This window comes from Plantactinospora sp. WMMB782 (assembly GCF_049179135.1).
In the GTDB taxonomy this organism is placed as follows: Bacteria; Actinomycetota; Actinomycetes; order Mycobacteriales; family Micromonosporaceae; genus Plantactinospora.
Map to the genome: position 1 here is coordinate 235,538 of NZ_JBMHMC010000007.1, position 18,075 is coordinate 253,612.

Below are 18,075 nucleotides of genomic sequence, written 5' to 3' on the forward strand. Positions count from 1 at the left end.
TTTCGGCAGGTCACTGCGGATAGACGACGAACTTCGGTGGCGCGGTGCCGGTGGCGGGCACCCGATAGTGCCGCAGGACGTACTCCATCATCTCCTTGAAGGCGGGTGCGGAGATGTCACCGCCGCCGCCGGAGGGGGTGTGTGCGAAGACCGCGATGACGTAGCGCGGGTCGTCCGCCTGGTCCATCCCGATGAACGAGGCGACCTCGCCGGGGGCGTACCGGCCGTCGACCACCCGGGATCCGGTGCCGGTCTTGCCGGCGATCCGGTACCCCTTGATGGCCGCCTGCCGGGCGGTGCCCTGCTCGATGGTGACCGGCGCCTCCAGCAGGGTACGCAGCGCGGCGGCGGTCTCCGGCCGGAGCACCTGCCGGGTCTGCGGTGCGGGTACCGGCTTCCGCCTGCCGTCCGGGCCGATGATCTCGCGTACCAGGTGCGGCTGGATCCAGGTGCCGTCGTTGGCGATCGCGGCGTAGACGGCGGCCATCTGCAACGGGGTGACGTCGACGCTGTGCCCGATCGGCACCGACCCGTACGTCGAGCCGCTGTACTCCGACGGCTTGAGCACCCGACCGGACGCCTCGCCGGGCACCCCTTCCCCGGTCGGCCGGCCCAGCCCGAACCGGAGCTGGTATTCGTAGACCTTCTCCGCGCCGAGCCTGTCGGCGATCCGGATGGTGCCGACGTTCGAGGAGAAGCCGAGCATGCCGGCGACGCTGAGCCGGCGGCCCTGCGCGTTGTGGGTGTCCCGGAACGGCTCGCCGCCCTTGCGGATGAAGTACGGCGTCGGCCAGGCGGTCTCCGGGGTGATCACCCCCTCCTCCAGCCCGGCGCCGAAGACGATCGGCTTGTGCACCGAGCCGGGGTCGACGACGAAACTGGTCGCCGCGTCGTTGCGGTCCTCGGCGTCGTACCTGCGCCAGTCGGCGGCGTCGTACGTCGGGTAGCTCGCCTGGGCCAGCACCTCGCCGCTGCGCACGTCGAGCACCACGGCCGCCCCGATGGTGCCGTTCACCTCCTGCATCCGCTTGGTGAGGATGCGCTGCACCATGAACTGGAGGTCCCGGTCGATCGTCAGTTGCAGGGAGCTGCCCGGCCGGGCCTCGGTGACCTTGCTGTAGCCACCGGGGATCTCGGCGGCCAGTTCCCCCTTGCCGACCTCGTACTCCCGCTCGCCGTTCACCCCGCGCAGCAGCTCGTCGTAGCGGGCCTCGATCCCCTCCAGGCCGACCCGGTCCTGGCTGGTGAAGCCGAGCAGGTTGGCGGCCAGGTCGCCGCCGGGCACCTCGCGCCGCTCGTCCCGGCCGGTGCCGATGCCGGCCAGGTTGAGTTCGGTGATCTTCTCGGCGGTGTTGATCTCGACGCCCCGGGCCAGGTACTCGAAGCGCGACGGCCGCCCGTCCGGCCGCTTCCGCTGCTTCATCTCCTCGGTCAGCGTGGAGACCGGGATGCCGAGCAGCGGCGAGAGCGCCCCGGCGGTGCCGGCCGGGTCCTCGACGAGTTCCGGGTCGGCGTAGACGTACCGGGCCTCCACGCTCTGCGCCAGCGCGGCGCCGGAGCGGTCGTAGATGGTGCCCCGGGGTGCCGGCAGCACGACGGTGCGCAGCCGGTCGCCGACTCCGCCGCCGGCGTACTCCGGTGCGTCGACGACCTGGAGCGCGACCAGCCGGATGCCGATGGTGGTGAACATGGCGAGCACGAGCAGCGTGCCGAGCCGCAGCCGCCGGTGCGTGTCGGCCAGCCGGGGTGGCCGGCGGGGTCGGCGGGCCGGCCGCCGCGCGGGTGTCCCGGCGCCGGACCGGCCTCCGCCCGGTTCGGCCGGGCGCCGCCGGACCGGTGTGGCGACGTCGCCGCCGCGGACCGGGCGCGGGGTGATGGTCCGGCCGGTGCCGGCCGGGGCGGTCCGCCGGGCGGCGGTGCGGGCCGCGCCGGCCCGGCCGCCGTCGAGCACCTGCAAGGCCGGCCGGAAGGGGTCCGCCGACCGTCCGGTCCTGGGGGTACGCCGGGACCGGGCCGCCGGATCGGCACCGCTGCCGGCTCCCGGGGTACGCCGCAGTTCCGGGCTGTCCCGCACGGTCCGCCCGCGCGGGGTGTACGCCCGCGCGTCGGAGATGCCGCCCAGCCCGGACCGCCCGCCCTGGCCGGCCGCCGACCGCCGTCCCGGCTCGCCGTCCCGTTCGCTTTCCCGGGGGGTACGCGACGAGCCGCGCCGGGACACCGAAGCGTCCCGGCGCGGCTCGTCGGACCGCGGCGTCACCGGGTCATCCCCCGGCGCCCTGCTGGCTGGTGATCGCCGGCTCGCCGCCGGCCGGCTGCGGCACGCCGATCACCCGACCGTCGGGCAGCCGGATGAAGGCCGGTGGTCCCGAGTCGACCAGGCCCAGCTGGCGGGCCCGGGCGGTGAGGTTGCCCGGCACCTCCGCGTCGGCGATCTTCTGCTTGAGCTCCTGCTCCTGGATGTCCAGCGTGGACTGCTGCTGCTGCAACCGCTCCAGCCGGAACGCGTTCTCGTTGACCTTGCTGTTGACCACCAGGATGCCGAGCATCCCGCCGACCACCAGCACCAGGATCAGCGCCACGAAGGAGACCCGGGGTCGGGCCACCGGCCGTGGCGGCGCCACCCGGAGCCGGGAGCGCCGGGCCGGCGCGGCCGACTCCGGTGCCTGCTCCGGCTGCTCGTCCGAGCTGTCCCACACCCGCAGCCGACGGGTCGGTTCCGCCGGCTGCTCCCAGTCCCGCGCCCGCAGTGCGGAAGTGCCCTGGGTCGGATACCGTCGTGCCCCCCGCACCCGGGCCTCCGACGCCGGGTTCGACCGGCCGTCGCCCACCCGCTCCGCCCGCTGCACCGTGGTCCGGCCCCCCGACCGCGGTGTACGCTGCTGCGCGCTGCGCGTCGCGTCGGGCTGTTCCCGGCGCTCGCGCCTGTTGACGTTCATCTTCCCTCCCCCTGTACTGTCGTGCCGCCGCCGTCGGTTGCCGGCCGCGACATCTCCCGTCGCACTCCGTCGGACCCGCCCGGTGCCCCCGCACCGGCCGGACCTGTTCCCCCGGTGACTCGGCCGGGCCGCTCGCGGTCGGCCCGCCTCGTCGCCGTCGTGCTGTTACCGCCGTCCCGCTCGATCCGCTCGGCCGCCCGCAGCCGCACCGAGGCGGCCCGCGGGTTGACCTGGACCTCCGCCTCGCCCGGCAGCTCAGCTCCCCTGCTGAGCAGCCGCAGCGTCGGCCCGGTACCGGGCAGTTCGACCGGGAGGTCGACCGGCCCGGTGCTCCGGGCGCGGCCGGCGAACACCTGCTTGGTGATCCGGTCCTCCAGCGAGTGGTAGGACAGCACCACCATGCGACCGCCCTCGGACAGTGCGTCCAGGGCGGCCGGCAGCGCCGTTTCCAGCGCGGCCAGTTCCCGGTTTACCTCGATCCGTAAAGCCTGAAACGTCCTCTTGGCCGGATGTCCGCCAGTTCGTCGGGCCGGTGCCGGGATGGACTCCCTGACCAGTTCCGCCAGCCGGGCCGACGAGACGAGCCGGTGGCGTTCCCGCTCCCGCACGATCGCCGAGGCGATCCGGCCGGCGAACCGCTCCTCGCCGTAGACCCGGAGCACCCGGGCCAACTCCCCGTGCGAGTAGTTGTTGACCACCTCCTCGGCGGTCGCGCCCGTCGACTGGTCCATCCGCATGTCCAGCGGCGCGTCCTGCGCGTAGGCGAACCCGCGGTCGGGCGCGTCGAGTTGCAGCGAGGAGACACCCAGGTCGAACAGCACGCCGTCCAGCCGGTCGTGGCCGAGCCGCGCCAGCACCTCGGGCAGCTCGTCGTAGACCGCGTGCACCAGGTGGATCCGGTCGGCGTACCGGTCGAGCCGGGCCCTGGCGTGTGCCAGTGCCTCGGTGTCCCGGTCCAGTCCGATCAGGACGGTACGCGGATGCGCCGCCAGCACCGCCTCGGCGTGCCCGGCCAGCCCGAGCGTGGCGTCGAGGTAGACGGTGGTCCGGCCGTCGGTCCGGTCCAGGGCGGGGGCGAGCAGCTCGAGACACCGCTCAAGCAGCACCGGCACGTGCGTACCGCGAAGCTCCCCCATGTCGACCCCCACTGACCCCTGTCTCGTCCGGACGTGCCCGGTATCGGTTGCGCTCGTCGTACCGCCAGATCCCCATCCGCTCTGCTCCTCCGGGCCGACCTTCGGACCGTCGGGGGATCGCGCCTGGCACCGGGGAAGAGGCGCCAGGAACTTCGAGCGGGTGGAGATCTCGCAGTACGTCGGGCGTCGGCACGCGCCGCCCTACAGTCCGCCCGGCAGCACCCCCTCCTCGATGTCGGCGAAGTCGCCTTCGCTCTCCGAGAGGTAGGTCTCCCAGGCTCGCTTGTCCCAGATCTCCACCCGGGTGCTGGCCCCGATCACCACCAGCTCCCGGTCCAGTGCGGCGTACTCCCGCAGGTGGATCGGGATGGTCACCCGGCCCTGCTTGTCCGGGATCTCGTCGTGCGCGCTGGCGAAGAAGACCCGGCTGTAGGCCCGGGCCGCCTTGTGTGTCATCGGCTGCTCGCGCAACTGCCCGGCGATCCGCTGGAACTCGGGCATCGGGAAGACGTAGAGGCAGCGCTCCTGCCCTTTGGTGATCACGACACCTCCCGCCAGCTCGTCCCGGAACTTGGCCGGAAGGATCAGCCGGCCCTTGTCGTCCAGGCGCGGGGTGTGCGTGCCGAGAAACACCGGCCCAACCCCCTCGCCCTACCAGCGACGTTCGCGGCGCCGCTGCCCCCCGGGCCGGCGGGCCCTCCTGGCCCCCCATCGCGCCCCACTCTACTCCACTTCCCTCCACCCGCAACCGGAATCGCCCGGAAAGACCGGCTGTCATCTCGACGAAACAGCACGTCAGAAGGGGTCCCTGGCGGTGGAGGGAAATGGGCACCCCGACGCGGGCGTCCGCTATCCGACAGCGGTACGCCGTGCCTCGGGCGCCCGGAAATACCCGTTCTTTCCCACCTATTCGGGCGGTCGGACGACCCCGCTCGGACCGGCCGGGGAGGGAAGTGGAGGAAAAATCGAAGGGTCGACCCCGACCGCCGGGACCGCCTCCGGCCGGTGCCCGACCGCCGGGCCACGACGGCTCAGGTCAGCTCCGGCCACCGGGCGGCGACCTCCAGGGCCGCCCGGACCGGATCGCCGCCCCACCGGCTGGCGAACGCGTCCACCACCACCCAGCCGGCCTGCACCAGCGCGCGGTGCCGGGCGATGTGTTCGGCCGCGCCGCCGGGATGGGCGACACAGTTCAGCCCGACCGCCGCGGCGCCGGTGCCGACGCAGAGGTCCACCGTCCAGCGGCCGACCGGATAGCGGCGCCGGACCGGCAACCCGACCCGGACCAGCTCCGCGGCCAACTCACCGGCCCAGTCCACCGGTTGCCCGTTCCGGCCCGGTGCGGCCGGGACGGTGACCGGCTCGCCGCGCGGGGCCGGGGACAGGGCGGCGTACCGCAGGTAGTCGCCGAGCAGGCCGTTCGGGGCGGACTGCGAGGACAGCACCACCAGCCGGCGCCGTGCCCGGGTGACCATCACGTTGAACAGGTTCGGGTCGGTCAGGAAGCGCAGCCGGCCGGCCGGGACCGGGTCGGTCACCGCCAGCGACACCACCACCGTCTCCGCCTCGCTGCCCTGGAACGAGTGGACGGTGCCGACCCGCAGCCCGAGCCGCTCGATCTCGGCCACCGGGAACTCGGCCACCAGCGCCGACTCCAGCGCGTCGGCCTGGGCCCGGAACGGGGTGATCACCCCGATGCCGACCCGGCCCGCCTCGGCCAGCCGGCGCACCTCGGCCACCGCCGCCGCCACCTCGGCCCGGTTCACCCCCGACTCGGTGACCGCGCCCGGCACGGTACGCACGTCGATCACGTCCGCCGTCTCGTTGCCGGGGTGCCGGGTGGCCACCGCGATCCGGTCGGCGTAGAAGCGGTGTGCGGAGAACTCGATCAGGTGCGGGGCGCAGCGGTAGTGCTCGTCCAGCCAGCTGACCGGGGCCGCCCCGGCGGCCAGGTCGAAGGCGCTCACCCGGCGTACGTCGACCCGGTTGTCCAGGCCGTACCGGGACAGCGTGGCCGCCACGTCGACGTCGGCGACGAACGAGACGAACCGCAGTTGCCGGGGATCGCCCACCACAAGCGCCCGGCGGGCCCGGGCCAGCGCCGGTGCCGCCCGGATCTGGTCGGTGTGCGACGCCTCGTCCAGGATCACCAGGTCGAAGAGGCCGGCGACCGGCGGCAGCAGTTCCTCGACGTCGGTGACCGTGCCGATCCACAGTGGCAGGGCCCGGACCAGCGCGGGCCCGGACAGCTCGGCGAGGAGTTCCCGCCGCCGGTTGCGCCCGGCCCGCAGTGCGGCACCCAGCGCGACAGCGGTGCGCCGGGCGGCGTCGTCCCACCGGTCCGGGCCCCGGCTGCGGTGCCGCATCGCCGTGCCGAGCGCCGTCGAGAGGCGCGCCCGTGCCTGGGCCAGTACCGGCCACAGCGGACCCGGGTCGGTGCCGCCGAGGGCCGCCAGCCGGGCCGCCGCGACCTCCGCCCGGGCCGCCGCGACCGCCTCGCCGAGCCGGTCCAGCGGCACCGTCCGGGCCGCACCGAGCCGGCGACGCAGCCGGCGACCCGGCGGTCCCGGCAGCCAGCGCCGCCACCACCGTCCGGCCGAGACGCGCGCCCGCTCGACCGCCCGGCCCGCCGCCGCCAGGTCGGCACCGGGCGCGAAGGCGCCGGGTACGTCCAGGCGCAGCCCGCCGACCACCGCCGCCCAGCGCGGGACCTCGCCGGCCAGCAGTTCGAGGTCGAGCAACTCGGTGAGCTGGCCGGTCACCCGCGCCACCTCGGCGGTCGCCCCGGCCAGGGCGGCCCGGTCCGCCGCCAGGGTCGCCGCCGTCACCTCCGGCCCGGCGGCAGGTTCCAGGGCGGCGGCGAGCGCGGCCCGGCGCTCGGCGTCGCCGAACAGCACCGGTCGGGGGCCGGGATAGCGTTCCAGCAGTTCACCGAGTACGTCGGCGGCGTGCCTGGACTGCGTGACGACGAGTACGCTGCCGCCCCGGTCGACCACGTCCAGCGCGGCGGCGACCACGGCATGGCTCTTGCCGTTGCCGGGCGGGCCGGAGACCACGGTCACCGGCTGGTGCCGGACCCGGCGTACCACCTCGGTCTGTGCCTCGTTGAGCGGCAGTGGCGAGTCGACCGGTCCTGCGACGGCCGGCGCGGCGGGGGCGGCGGTGCCGTACACCGGGGCCAGAGCGGTGGACTCCAGTCCGGGGCGGGCGGCCCAGGCGCGCAGCCGGTCGCCGAGGGCCAGCCCGGCGACGTCCCGCACGCCGAACAGCACCGCCGAGACGTAGAGCACCGGCGGCCGGCTCGGGAAGCTGGCCCGGCCGGTACGCCGACCCCGGTCGACCTGGCCCACCACCCGCAGACCGGTCGCCTCGGCGGCGGTACGCATCCAGGTCTCGGCGCCGGCACCGGCCAGCCACGGCAGCCCGCCCAGTTCCAGCGCCTCCTCCAGCTGGGCGGCCAGGTCCCGGTCCTCGACCAGCGGGGTGATCTCGAAGTCGCCGGCCGGGACCACCCGGTAGCCACGCAGCGTGGGTTCCAGCCGGACCGGCTCGCCGAGCAGCGGGAACCGCACCTTCCGGGGCCCGGCGGCGGTCTCGGCCACCCCGGCGACCAGCCCCCAGCCCCGGCGCAGCGTGCGGTCGTCCCGGTGCAGCAGGTCGGCCGCGACCAACCGCTCCACCTCACGGGATCGGCGGCAGAAGTTCGGGTCGGGCAGCCAGATCAGCGGCTGGCCGGGGCGGGTCACGTCGTACACCCGCTCGGGGGCGGCCGGTGCGAGGTCGGCCAGGGCCCGCAGCACGGTCGCGACGGAGGGGCTCATCGGCAGCCGAGGTTAGCAACCCGGCACCGCCCGCCCGGCGACCGCGCGGCCCGGTGGCCCTCCGACGACCGCAGCCTGGTGGCCCGCCGTCGGCCGCAGCCCGGTGGCCCTCCGAGGGCCGCGAACGTCCCGACGCCGACCTCACCGGCGGGCGGTCGCGGGACGACGGCGCCGGCCCGGTCAACGGGTACTTTCGTGCGACGGTTCCGCAACCGGCGGCGTCCGGTAACCTCGCTCGCGTGACGGACGGGAAGATGCCTCTCCGGGCAAAAGTGGCCAGTTCGGTATCGCGCACCGCCGCGGCCCTCTCCCGGGCCGCCGGCCGGGGTGACGGCTCGGTGATCGGCGGGTGGATCGGTCTCAAGATCGATCCGGACCTCCTGGCCCACCTGGCGTCCGGCCGGGCCATCGCGCTGGTGTCGGGGACCAACGGCAAGACCACCACCACCCGGCTGACGGCGGCGGCGGTCGGCGTACTCGGCCAGGTGGCGACCAACTCGTTCGGCGCGAACATGCCGACCGGGCACACCTCGGCGCTGGCCAAGGCCGGCGCGACGCCGTACGCGGTGCTGGAGGTGGACGAGCACTACCTGGCGCAGGTGCTGGAGGCGACCGAGCCCCGGGTGGTGGCGCTGCTCAACCTCTCCCGGGACCAGCTCGACCGGGCCAAGGAGGTGGCGATGATGGCCCAGCTCTGGCGGGCAGCCCTGGTCCGGCACCCGTCGGTACGGGTGGTCGCCAACGCCGACGACCCGATGGTGGTCTGGGCGGCGACCCCGCCGGCGGCCCGCAGCCCGCAGGTGACCCCGGCGCCGGTCACCTGGTTCAGCGCCGGCCAGCGCTGGCACGACGACTCCTGGGTCTGCCCCGAGTGCGGCGCCCCGATCGAGCGGATGTCCGACCAGTGGTGGTGCACCGGCTGCTGGCTGCGCCGGCCGGAGCCGCAGTGGGTGGTTGAGGACGACGGCGTGCTCGACCCCGCCGGTGACTGGCACAAGGTGGTGCTGCAACTGCCCGGCCGGGTCAACCTCGGCAACGCGGCGACCGCGCTGGCGGTGGCCGCCGAGTTCGGCGTACGCCCGACCGACGCGGTGTCCCGGCTCGGCGGGGTCGCCTCGGTCGCCGGCCGGTACGCCCAGGTGGTCCGGGACGGCCGGACGATCCGGCTGCTGCTGGCGAAGAACCCGGCGAGCTGGCTGGAGGCGTTCGACATGGCGGACGAGGCGCCGACCCTGCTGTCGATAAACGCCCGGGACCCCGACGGGCTGGACACCTCCTGGCTGTTCGACGTCGACTTCGCCCCGCTGCGCGGCCGGCAGGTGCTGATCACCGGCGACCGGGCGTACGACCTGGCGGTGCGGCTGGACGTCAACGGCGTACCGTTCCAGCACGTCAGGACCTTCACCGAAGCGATCACGAGCGTCCCGCCGGGCCGGCTCGAGGTCATCGCCAACTACACGGCGTTCCAGGACATCCGAGCGGAGTTGGACCGTGTCAACTGATCCCGCCTACCGCACCCCCGGTCAGCCCGGCGGAGAGAGCAACCTGCGGATCGTCTGGATCTATCCGGACCTGCTCTCCACCTACGGGGACCGGGGCAACATGCTGATCCTGGCCCGCCGGGCGGAGCTGCGCGGCCTGCCGGTGGAGTGCCTCGAGATCCGCTCCGACCAGCGGCTGCCGGTCGCGGCCGACATCTACCTGCTCGGCGGCGGCGAGGACGGTCCGCAGGCGCTGGGCGCGCAGCGGCTGATCGCCGACGGCGGGCTGCGCCGGGCCGCCGACCAGGGTTCGGTGGTCTTCGGGGTCTGCGCCGGCTACCAGCTGCTGGGCGGCTCGTTCTTCGCCAAGGGCGCCAAGTGCGCCGGTCTGGACCTGCTGGACCTGCACTCCGACCGGGGTCCGTCCCGGGCCGTCGGCGAGCTGGCCGGTGCCATCGACCCCCGGCTCGGGCTGCCGCCGCTGAGCGGCTTCGAGAACCACGGCGGGCGTACCCACCTCGGTGCCGGGGTCGCCCCGCTGGCCCGGGTCAGCACCGGGGTCGGCAACGACGGGAGTACCGAGGGGGCGTGGCGGGGCAAGCTGCTCGGCACGTACTCGCACGGTCCGGCCCTGGCCCGCAACCCGGCCCTGGCGGACCTGCTGCTGCGCTGGGCGATCGGCACGCCGCAGCTTCCGCCGCTCGACGACACCTGGTCGGATCGGCTGCGCGCCGAGCGCAGCGCGGCCCTGGCCGCCGTCCGGCAGTGACCGGACGCGTCCGGCACCTGCTCCGGCAGCGGTCGGTCGCGCGGTTCAGTCTGCTGCTGCTGGTGCTCGGCCTCTTCGGGCTGGTGCTGCTGCTGGCGCCCCGGCCCGAGGTGGCCGAGCTGCCCCGGCTGGCCGACCGGCTCGGCCCGCTGGCCCCGGTCGCCGCGATCGGCGGCGGCGCGCTGCTGCTTGTCGTGCTGGTCCCCCGGACCGCGATCACGGTGGTCTGGGGGGCGATCTTCGGGCCGCTGCTCGGCGCCGGCTACACGCTGGCCGCCGCCCTGCTCGCCGCGCTCGCCGGCTTCGCGGTCGGCCGGCTGCTCGGTCGGGAGTTCGTCGCGGAACGGGTACGCGGCCGGCTGGCCCGGCTGGACGGCTGGTTCGCCCGGCAGAGCGTGCTCGGGGTGATAAGCGTCCGGCTGCTCCCGGTCGGCGGGTTCGGTCTGATCAGCTACGGCTACGGCACCACCGGTGCCCGGCTGGCACCGTTCCTGCTGGGCAGCGTGCTGGCCGCCACCCCGTCCGCGTTCGGCTACGCGGCGGTGGGTGCCGCGGCCGTCTCCCCGGACGAGGTGCACTGGCTGGCGGTCACTCCGGGCGCACTTGGCCTGGTCGCCACCGCCGTGCTGGCGGTGCGCTGGTGGCGGGCGGAGCGTCGCGGGACGAGGACGTCGAGGCGATCCGGGTTATCTGCCCCATAAGTGGCAATTGGCGATAGTCTGGTCCGGCATCGCGCCCCAAGCGACCCACCGGACAGGTCCGCCCCGGGCACGTTCGTCCACACCGGAGTACAGCGAGGTGACGGGGTGAAGTCGTACGCCGAGACAGCCGCTGCGGTCCAGGTCCCCGACACCGCCGTGGTGCGCGGCCCGAACGCGGTGGTCGTGCGGCTGACCGTCAACGGCACCCTGCGCAACCTCCTGGTCGAGCCCCGGGTCAGCCTGCTGGACGCGCTGCGCGACCGGCTCGACCTGACCGGCACCAAGAAGGGCTGCAACCAGGGTGCCTGCGGCGCCTGCACGGTCTGGGTCGACAAACGGCGGGTACTGGCCTGCCTCACCCTGGCGATCGCCTGCGAGACCCGGGAGATCACCACGATCGAGGGACTCGCCGACGGCGGTGAACCGCACCCGATGCAGTCGGCCTTCGTCAGCCAGGACGCCTTCCAGTGCGGGTACTGCACCCCGGGGCAGATCATGTCGGCGGTGGCGTTCCTCGCCGAGGGGCACCCGACGGACGACGCGGCGATCCGGGAGTGGATGAGCGGCAACATCTGCCGGTGTGCGGCGTACCCGAACATCCGGGCCGCGATCCGGCAGGTCTGCGAGCAGGCCGGGACGGGTGGGCCCGATGCGGCCGGTTAGCTACTCCCGGGTTGCCGACGTGGCCACCGCGATCGGCACGGTCGCCGCCGACCCGGGCAGCACCTTCCTGGCCGGCGGCACCACCGAGGTCGACCTGCAACGCATCCACGTCGCCCGGTCCAGCCGGCTGGTGGACATCAACGACCTGCCGCTGCGCCGGGTCGAGGAACTGCCCGGCGGCGGGGTACGGATCGGCGCCGTCGCCCGGATGAGCGACGTCGCCCAGGCCCTGCCGGTCCGCCGCCGGTTCCCGATGGTCTCCCAGGCCCTGCTGCTCAGCGCCTCACCGCAACTGCGCAACATGGCCTCGATCGGCGGCAACCTGATGCAGCGGACCCGCTGCGGCTACTTCCGGGACGTGGCGGCACCCTGCAACAAGCGCGAGCCGGGCACCGGCTGCTCGGCGGTGCACGGGGTCAACCGGGGCCACGCGATCCTCGGCACCAGCGAACACTGCATCGCCACCCACCCGTCGGACCTGGCCGTCGCGCTCGTCGCGTTGGACGCCGTGCTGCTCACCCAGGGTCCGGGCGGGCACCGGCAGATCCCCGCCGACGACTTCTACCTCGAACCCGGCCAGACCCCGGACCGGGAACACCCGGTGGCGCACGGCGAACTCGTGGTGGCGGTGGAGATCCCGCCGCTGCCGATGGCCAGCACCTCGATCTACCTGAAGGTGCGGGACCGGGAGTCGTACGAGTTCGCGCTCGCCTCGGCGGCCGTCGCCGTCTCGCTGGACGCCGGGGTGGTCACCGGGGTACGGCTGGGGCTGGGCGGGATCGCCACGAAACCGTGGCGGGCCCGGCGGGCCGAGTCGGTGCTGGTCGGCGCCCCGGCCACCGTGGAGTCGTTCCGGGCGGCCGCCGACGCGGAACTGGCCGGCGCGGTGTCGCACGGGATGAACGCGTACAAGATCGAACTTGCCCGCCGTACTGTCGTCCGGGCGCTGCGCACGGTCACCGGCGACGCCCGGATGGTCAGCGACGACGGGAACCCACCGTGAGCCGGGAACCCACCGCGGTGCGACGACGGGGAGCCGGTGCGCGACGACGGGGAGCCGGTGCGCGACGACGGGAGCCCACAGTGAGCGGAGCAGGCAGATGAGTCCGGTGCTCGGGGCCGCCCTCGACCGGGTGGACGGCCGCGCCAAGGTCACCGGCACGGCCCGGTACTCCGGCGAGCTGAACCTGCCCGGCCTGGCCCACGCGGTACTCGTCGGTGCCGAGGTGCCGAGCGGCCGGATCGTCGGAATCGACTGCCGGCAGGCCAGCGTCGCCGACGGCGTGCACGCGGTCCTCACCCACCTCGACCTGCCCAGGGTCGCCGCCGCGCCGAAGCTCTTCCCGTCGCTGGGTGGGCTGGTCGCGCACGGGCAGAGCTTCTTCCCGATGCAGGACGACGTGGTGCACTACGCCGGGCAGCCGGTCGCGATGGTCGTCGCCGACACGATCGAGCGGGCCGAGTACGCCGGCAGCCTGGTCCAGCCGACGTACGCCGAGCTGCCCTCGACGACCCTGCTCGACCAGGGGCGTGACCGGGCGTACGAACCGGAGCGGATCTTCGGCGGGCTGCTGCCCGGCCGGAACCCGACCCGGGGCGACCCGGAGGCGGCACTGCGGGACGCCGAGGTGCGCCTCGACCTGACGTACCGGTTCGCGGCCAACCACCACAACCCGCTGGAGGCGTCGACGACCACCGCCGTCTGGGACGACGCCGACCGGCTCACCCTCTACGACTCGACCCAGGGGCCGACCGCCACCCAGCTCAGTGTCGCCGAGCTGCTCGGCCTGGCGGCGACCCGGATCCGGGTGGTCAGCCACTACGTCGGCGGCGGCTTCGGCTGCAAGGGACTGATCTGGCCGCACGTCACCCTCGCCGCGCTCGCCGCCCGCCAACTCGGCCGGCCGGTCCGGCTCGTCCTCAGCCGGGACCAGATGTTCCACTCCTGCGGCCACCGGGAGGAGCAGGAGCAGCGGATCCGGCTCGGCGCCGACCGGGACGGGCGGCTGGTGGCGCTCACCCACGACAAGATCTCGCTCACCTCGCCCTTCGACGACTGGGCCGAGCCCTCCCTGGAGACGGTCTCGGCCACCTACGCCGCGCCGAACTACGCCGGCGCCTACCGACTGGTCCGGGGCAACACCATCACCCCGACCGTCACCCGGGCCCCCGGCAAGGCGACCGGGATGTTCGCGCTGGAGTCCGCGATGGACGAGCTGGCGTACGCCACCGGGGTCGACCCGCTGGAGCTGCGGCTGCGCAACCACGCCGACACCGACCCGGACACCGGCCGGCCGTGGTCGAGCAAGGGGCTGCGGGAGTGCTACCAGCGCGGCGCCGAACTCTTCGGCTGGGCCGACCGCGACCCGACCCCCGGCAGCCGGCGGGAGGGGGACCTGCTGATCGGCACCGGCATGGCCACCGCCGCCTACCCGGTGGCCGCCCCGATCACCCCGCAGCGGGCCCGGGCCCGGATGTACATCGACGGCAGCGCCGTCGTCGAGGCCGGCATCTCCGAGTTCGGCACCGGCGCGCTGACCGCGATGACCCAGGTGGCGGCGGACGGCCTCGGCCTGCCGTTCGACCGGGTACGGTTCGTCGGCGGCAGCACCGACCTGCCGAACATCGCCGCCGCGGTCGGCTCGGCCGGCGCGTCGTCGACCAGTTCACCGGTACACCTGGCCTGCACCGGGCTGCGCGACCAGCTCGTCGGGCAGGCGGTGGCGGACCGGCAGTCACCGCTGCACGGCGCCGACCCGGCCGGGGTGGTGGTACGCGACGGCCGGATGTGCCTGCGCGACCGGCCCGAGGTCGGCGAGACCTACGCCGAGCTGCTCACCCGCAACCACGTCTCGGACGTGGAGACGGTGGGCACCTGGCAGCCGGTCCTGCCGGAGACGACCGACCACGCGATGCAGACCTTCGGCGCCCAGTTCGCCGAGGTGGCGGTCGACGCCGACCTGGGCCTGGTCCGGGTACGCCGGATGGTCGGCGTCTTCGCCCCCGGCCGGGTGCTGAACCGCCGGACCGTGCACGGGCAACTGATGGGCGGGATGCTGTGGGGGTTGAGCCAGGCGCTGCTGGAGGCGACCCGGATGGACCCGCACACCGGGCGCTGGGCCAACGCCAACCTCGCCGACTACCTGGTGCCGCTGAACATCGACGCCCCGGACGTCACGGTCGAGGTGATCGAGGTGCCCGATCCGGTGGTCAACCCGCTCGGGGTGAAGGGGGTGGGCGAGATCGGCGTGGTCGGCGCCGCCGCCGCGATCGCCAACGCCGTCCACCACGCCACCGGCCGCCGGATCCGACACCTGCCCATCACCGTCGAAGACCTACTCTGACGCCTGCCGCACCCTCCCCGCCTATCCCCGCCCCTCCCCGCCGCGCCCGGCACGCTCACCTGGACACCAGAGGCGCTACCCGGGCCGGGTAGCGCCTCTGGTGTCCAGGTCGATCCCGGAAGCCCGCCGGGCAGGCGGCCCGGAAGCCCGCCGGGCGGGTGGGAGCGGTCAGCCGACCACGCTCACCATCCGGCCCGGGACCACGATCACCTTGCGGGGCTCGCGGCCGGCCAGGTGTTCGGCGACCGCGGCCAGCGCGGCGGACCGGATCGCCTCCTCGGCCGCCTCCGCCGGCACCTCCACCCGGCCCCGCACCTTGCCGTTGACCTGCACCGGGTACGTCACCGTCTCGGCGACCAGCAGGCTCGGGTCGGCCACCGGGAACGCCTCGTACGCCAGCGACCCGCTGTGCCCCAGCCGCTCCCACAGCTCCTCGGCGATGTGCGGGGCGAACGGCGACAGCATCAGCAGCAGCGGCTCGGCCACCTCGCGGGGGGTGGCGTCCAGTCGGGTCAGCGCGTTGGTCAGCTCGATCAGCTTGGCGATCGCGGTGTTCATCCGGATGCCGTCCAGGTCGCTCCGGACCCCGTCGACGATCCGGTGCAGCAGCCGGCGGGTCTGCTCGTCGGCCGGCGCGTCGGTGACCCGCAGCTCGCCGGTCTGCTCGTCGACCACGGTCCGCCAGACCCGCTGCAGGAACCGGTACGCCCCGACCACCGCCCGGGTCTCCCAGGGCCGGGAGACGTCCAGCGGTCCCATCGACATCTCGTAGACCCGGAAGGTGTCGGCGCCGTACGACTCGCACATCTCGTCCGGGGTCACCACGTTCCGCAGCGACTTGCCCATCTTGCCGTACACCCGGGTGACCTGCTGGTCACCGAAGTAGTAGCGGCCGTCGTCGTCCTTGACCTCGGCCGCCTCGACGTAGCTGCCCCGGTCGTCCTGGTAGGCGTACGCCTGGATCATGCCCTGGTTGTACAGCCGGCGGTACGGCTCGAAGGACGAGACGTGGCCCAGGTCGTACAGCACCTTGTGCCAGAAGCGGGCGTACAGCAGGTGCAGCACGGCGTGTTCCTGGCCGCCGACGTACAGGTCGACCCCACCGGGGTCGCCGGGCGACTGCGGGCCCATCCAGTACCGCTCGTTGGCCGGGTCGACGAACCGGTCGGGATTCGTCGGGTCCAGGTAGCGCAGCTCGTACCAGCAGGAGCCGGCCCACTGCGGCATCACGTTCGTCTCCCGGGTGTACCGCTTCGGCCCGTCGCCCAGGTCCAGCTCGACCTCGACCCAGTCCTTGCGCCGGGACAGCGGGGTCTCCGGGTCGGAGTCGGCGTCGTCCGGGTCGAAGGTGCGCGGCGCGAAGTCGTCGACCTCGGGCAGCTCGACCGGCAGCATCGAGGAGGGCAGCGCGTGCGGGTTGCCCTGCTCGTCGTAGACGATCGGGAACGGCTCACCCCAGTACCGCTGCCGGCTGAACAGCCAGTCCCGCAGCCGGTAGGTGACCGCGCCGGAGCCGTACCCGTTCGCCTCCAGCCACTCGATGGCCCTGGCCTTGGCGTCGGCGACGAACAGCCCGTTCAGGTCCAGGCCGCGGTCCGGCGCGGCGCTGTTGATCGCCGGCCCCTCCCCGGTGTACGCCTTGCCGTCGAAGTTCTCCGGCGGCTGCACGGTACGCACGATCGGCAGCTCGAAGACCTCGGCGAACTCCCAGTCCCGCTCGTCCTGCCCGGGAACCGCCATGATCGCCCCGGTGCCGTAGCCGGCCAGCACGTAGTCGGCGATGAAGATCGGGATCTGTGCGCCGCTCACCGGGTTGGTGGCGTACGCCCCGACGAAGACGCCGGTCTTCTCCCGGTTCTCCGCCTGCCGCTCGATGTCGGTCTTGGCGCCGGCCGCCTTCCGGTAGGCGTCCACGGCGGCCCGGGGGGTGGGCTGGCCGCCGGTCCAGGCAGCTCTGGTTCCCTCCGGCCAGGTCTGACCGGCCAGCGTCTCGACCAGCGGGTGCTCCGGGGCCAGCACCATGTAGGTGGCCCCGAAGACGGTGTCCGGCCGGGTGGTGAAGACCCGGATCGGGGCGGCGGCGGTCGGGAAGTCGATGTGCGCGCCGGTGGACCGGCCGATCCAGTTCCGCTGTTGCAGCTTGATCGGCTCGGGCCAGTCCAGCGCGTCCAGGTCCTCGATCAGCCGGTCGCCGTACGCGGTGATCCGCATCATCCACTGCTTCAGGTTGCGCTTGAAGACCGGGTAGTTGCCCCGGTCCGACCGGCCGTCCGGAGTCACCTCCTCGTTCGCCAGCACCGTGCCCAGCCCCGGGCACCAGTTGACCGGCGCCTCCGAGACGTACGCCAGCCGGTGGTCGTCGACGACCCGCCGCCGCTCGGCCGCGGACAGCTCGGCCCAGCCCCGGCCGTCCGGGGTGGCCCGGGTCCCCGCGGCGAACTCGGCGACCAGCTCGGCGATCGGCCGGGCCCGGCCGGCGGCGCTGTCGTACCAGGAGTTGTAGATCTGCAGGAAGATCCACTGCGTCCAGCGGTAGTAGTCGGTGTCGATGGTCGCCACCGAACGGCGGTCGTCGTGCCCCAGTCCCAGCCGGCGCAGCTGGGCGCGGTAGTAGGTGATGTTCGATTCGGTGGTGGTCCGGGGGTGGGTGCCGGTCATCACCGCGTACTGCTCGGCGGGCAGCCCGAACGCGTCGAAGCCCATGGTGTGCAGCACGTTGCGCCCGACCATCCGCTGGTAGCGGGCGTAGCAGTCGGTGCCGATGTAGCCCAGCGGATGCCCGACGTGCAGTCCCGCCCCGGACGGGTACGGGAACATGTCCAGCACGAACAGCTTCTCGGCGTCCGCCCGGGGGTGGCCCGGGTCGGCCAGCGGGCCGACCGGGTTGGGCGCCCGGAAGGTGCCCCGCTCCGCCCACCGGTCCTGCCAGCGGGTCTCGATCTCGCCGGCCAGCCCGGCCGTGTACCGGTACGGCGGGATGTCCGCCGCCGACTCGGCTGCCTCGGTCGTCATGTCGTCTCCTCGCTACGTCGCCTCATCGCTCGCCCTGGTCGACCGGGGGCTGGCTGAGCGCCGAATTCAGGTTTGTGGGCCGGGTGTTCAGGTTTGTGGGCCGGGTCCGTTCTCCGGGCATAAAAAAGCCCCTCACGCAGGAGGGGTGGCCGTGCTGTCGCTGTCTGTCGCGTCAGCACGGCTCGCTAAGGAGCAGGTGGACCCTGGACATG

12 protein-coding genes are annotated in these 18,075 nt (G+C 73.9%); 6 read left to right on the plus strand and 6 right to left on the minus strand.

Translation table 11 applies throughout. From position 1 onward, the window contains the following. Window positions 1–10: 10 nt before the first annotated feature. The 5 genes from ACN28A_RS02900 to ACN28A_RS02920 form a co-directional block, all read right to left on the minus strand. Window positions 11–2,257 (minus strand): peptidoglycan D,D-transpeptidase FtsI family protein, encoded by a 2,247-nt coding sequence (locus tag ACN28A_RS02900; protein ID WP_421392014.1) that lies wholly within the window; start codon window positions 2,255–2,257, stop codon window positions 11–13. A gap of 4 nt (window positions 2,258–2,261) precedes the next feature. Further along, window positions 2,262–2,936, minus strand: coding sequence for a hypothetical protein (locus ACN28A_RS02905; RefSeq protein ID WP_421392016.1), 675 nt, complete (start codon window positions 2,934–2,936; stop codon window positions 2,262–2,264). Continuing rightward, window positions 2,933–4,072 carry a 16S rRNA (cytosine(1402)-N(4))-methyltransferase RsmH gene (gene rsmH, locus ACN28A_RS02910; protein ID WP_421392017.1) on the minus strand — a complete coding sequence of 380 codons (1,140 nt, stop codon included), beginning with the start codon at window positions 4,070–4,072 and terminating at the stop codon, window positions 2,933–2,935. Before rsmH ends, ACN28A_RS02905 begins: the two co-directional genes overlap by 4 nt. 201 nt (window positions 4,073–4,273) lie before the next feature. Continuing rightward, window positions 4,274–4,705: a division/cell wall cluster transcriptional repressor MraZ gene (gene mraZ, locus ACN28A_RS02915; RefSeq protein WP_101367156.1), complete on the minus strand. Its 432-nt coding sequence runs from the start codon at window positions 4,703–4,705 to the stop codon at window positions 4,274–4,276. A 398-nt stretch (window positions 4,706–5,103) separates the two neighbouring features. Continuing rightward, on the minus strand, window positions 5,104–7,893 hold the full coding sequence (locus tag ACN28A_RS02920; protein WP_421392020.1) for a DEAD/DEAH box helicase: 2,790 nt from the start codon (window positions 7,891–7,893) through the stop codon (window positions 5,104–5,106). A gap of 254 nt (window positions 7,894–8,147) precedes the next feature. Here ACN28A_RS02920 and ACN28A_RS02925 point away from each other — a divergent pair, with 254 nt between their 5' ends. The 6 genes from ACN28A_RS02925 to ACN28A_RS02950 all read left to right on the plus strand — a co-directional run bounded on the left by ACN28A_RS02925 (window position 8,148) and on the right by ACN28A_RS02950 (window position 14,851). Beyond that, window positions 8,148–9,395: a MurT ligase domain-containing protein gene (locus tag ACN28A_RS02925; protein ID WP_421404110.1), complete on the plus strand. Its 1,248-nt coding sequence runs from the start codon at window positions 8,148–8,150 to the stop codon at window positions 9,393–9,395. Beyond that, the gene (locus tag ACN28A_RS02930; RefSeq protein ID WP_421392021.1) at window positions 9,385–10,143 is read left to right on the plus strand and encodes a type 1 glutamine amidotransferase; all 759 of its coding nucleotides are present in this window, start codon (window positions 9,385–9,387) and stop codon (window positions 10,141–10,143) included. Before ACN28A_RS02925 ends, ACN28A_RS02930 begins: the two co-directional genes overlap by 11 nt. Further along, the gene (locus ACN28A_RS02935; RefSeq protein WP_421392023.1) at window positions 10,140–10,844 is read left to right on the plus strand and encodes a TVP38/TMEM64 family protein; all 705 of its coding nucleotides are present in this window, start codon (window positions 10,140–10,142) and stop codon (window positions 10,842–10,844) included. The genes ACN28A_RS02930 and ACN28A_RS02935 overlap by 4 nt, the downstream gene beginning before the upstream one ends. 183 nt (window positions 10,845–11,027) lie before the next feature. Next, entirely contained in the window at window positions 11,028–11,507 is a 480-nt protein-coding gene (locus ACN28A_RS02940) for a (2Fe-2S)-binding protein (protein WP_421404112.1), read from the plus strand. Then, complete coding sequence (locus ACN28A_RS02945; RefSeq protein WP_421392025.1) at window positions 11,494–12,510, plus strand: FAD binding domain-containing protein; 1,017 nt, start codon at window positions 11,494–11,496, stop codon at window positions 12,508–12,510. Before ACN28A_RS02940 ends, ACN28A_RS02945 begins: the two co-directional genes overlap by 14 nt. Before the next feature lie 97 nt (window positions 12,511–12,607). Then, window positions 12,608–14,851 carry a xanthine dehydrogenase family protein molybdopterin-binding subunit gene (locus ACN28A_RS02950; protein WP_421392028.1) on the plus strand — a complete coding sequence of 748 codons (2,244 nt, stop codon included), beginning with the start codon at window positions 12,608–12,610 and terminating at the stop codon, window positions 14,849–14,851. A 168-nt stretch (window positions 14,852–15,019) separates the two neighbouring features. Here the strand turns inward: ACN28A_RS02950 and leuS are convergent, their stop codons facing one another. After that, complete coding sequence (gene leuS, locus ACN28A_RS02955) at window positions 15,020–17,863, minus strand: leucine--tRNA ligase (protein ID WP_421392031.1); 2,844 nt, start codon at window positions 17,861–17,863, stop codon at window positions 15,020–15,022. Window positions 17,864–18,075: the final 212 nt, after the last annotated feature.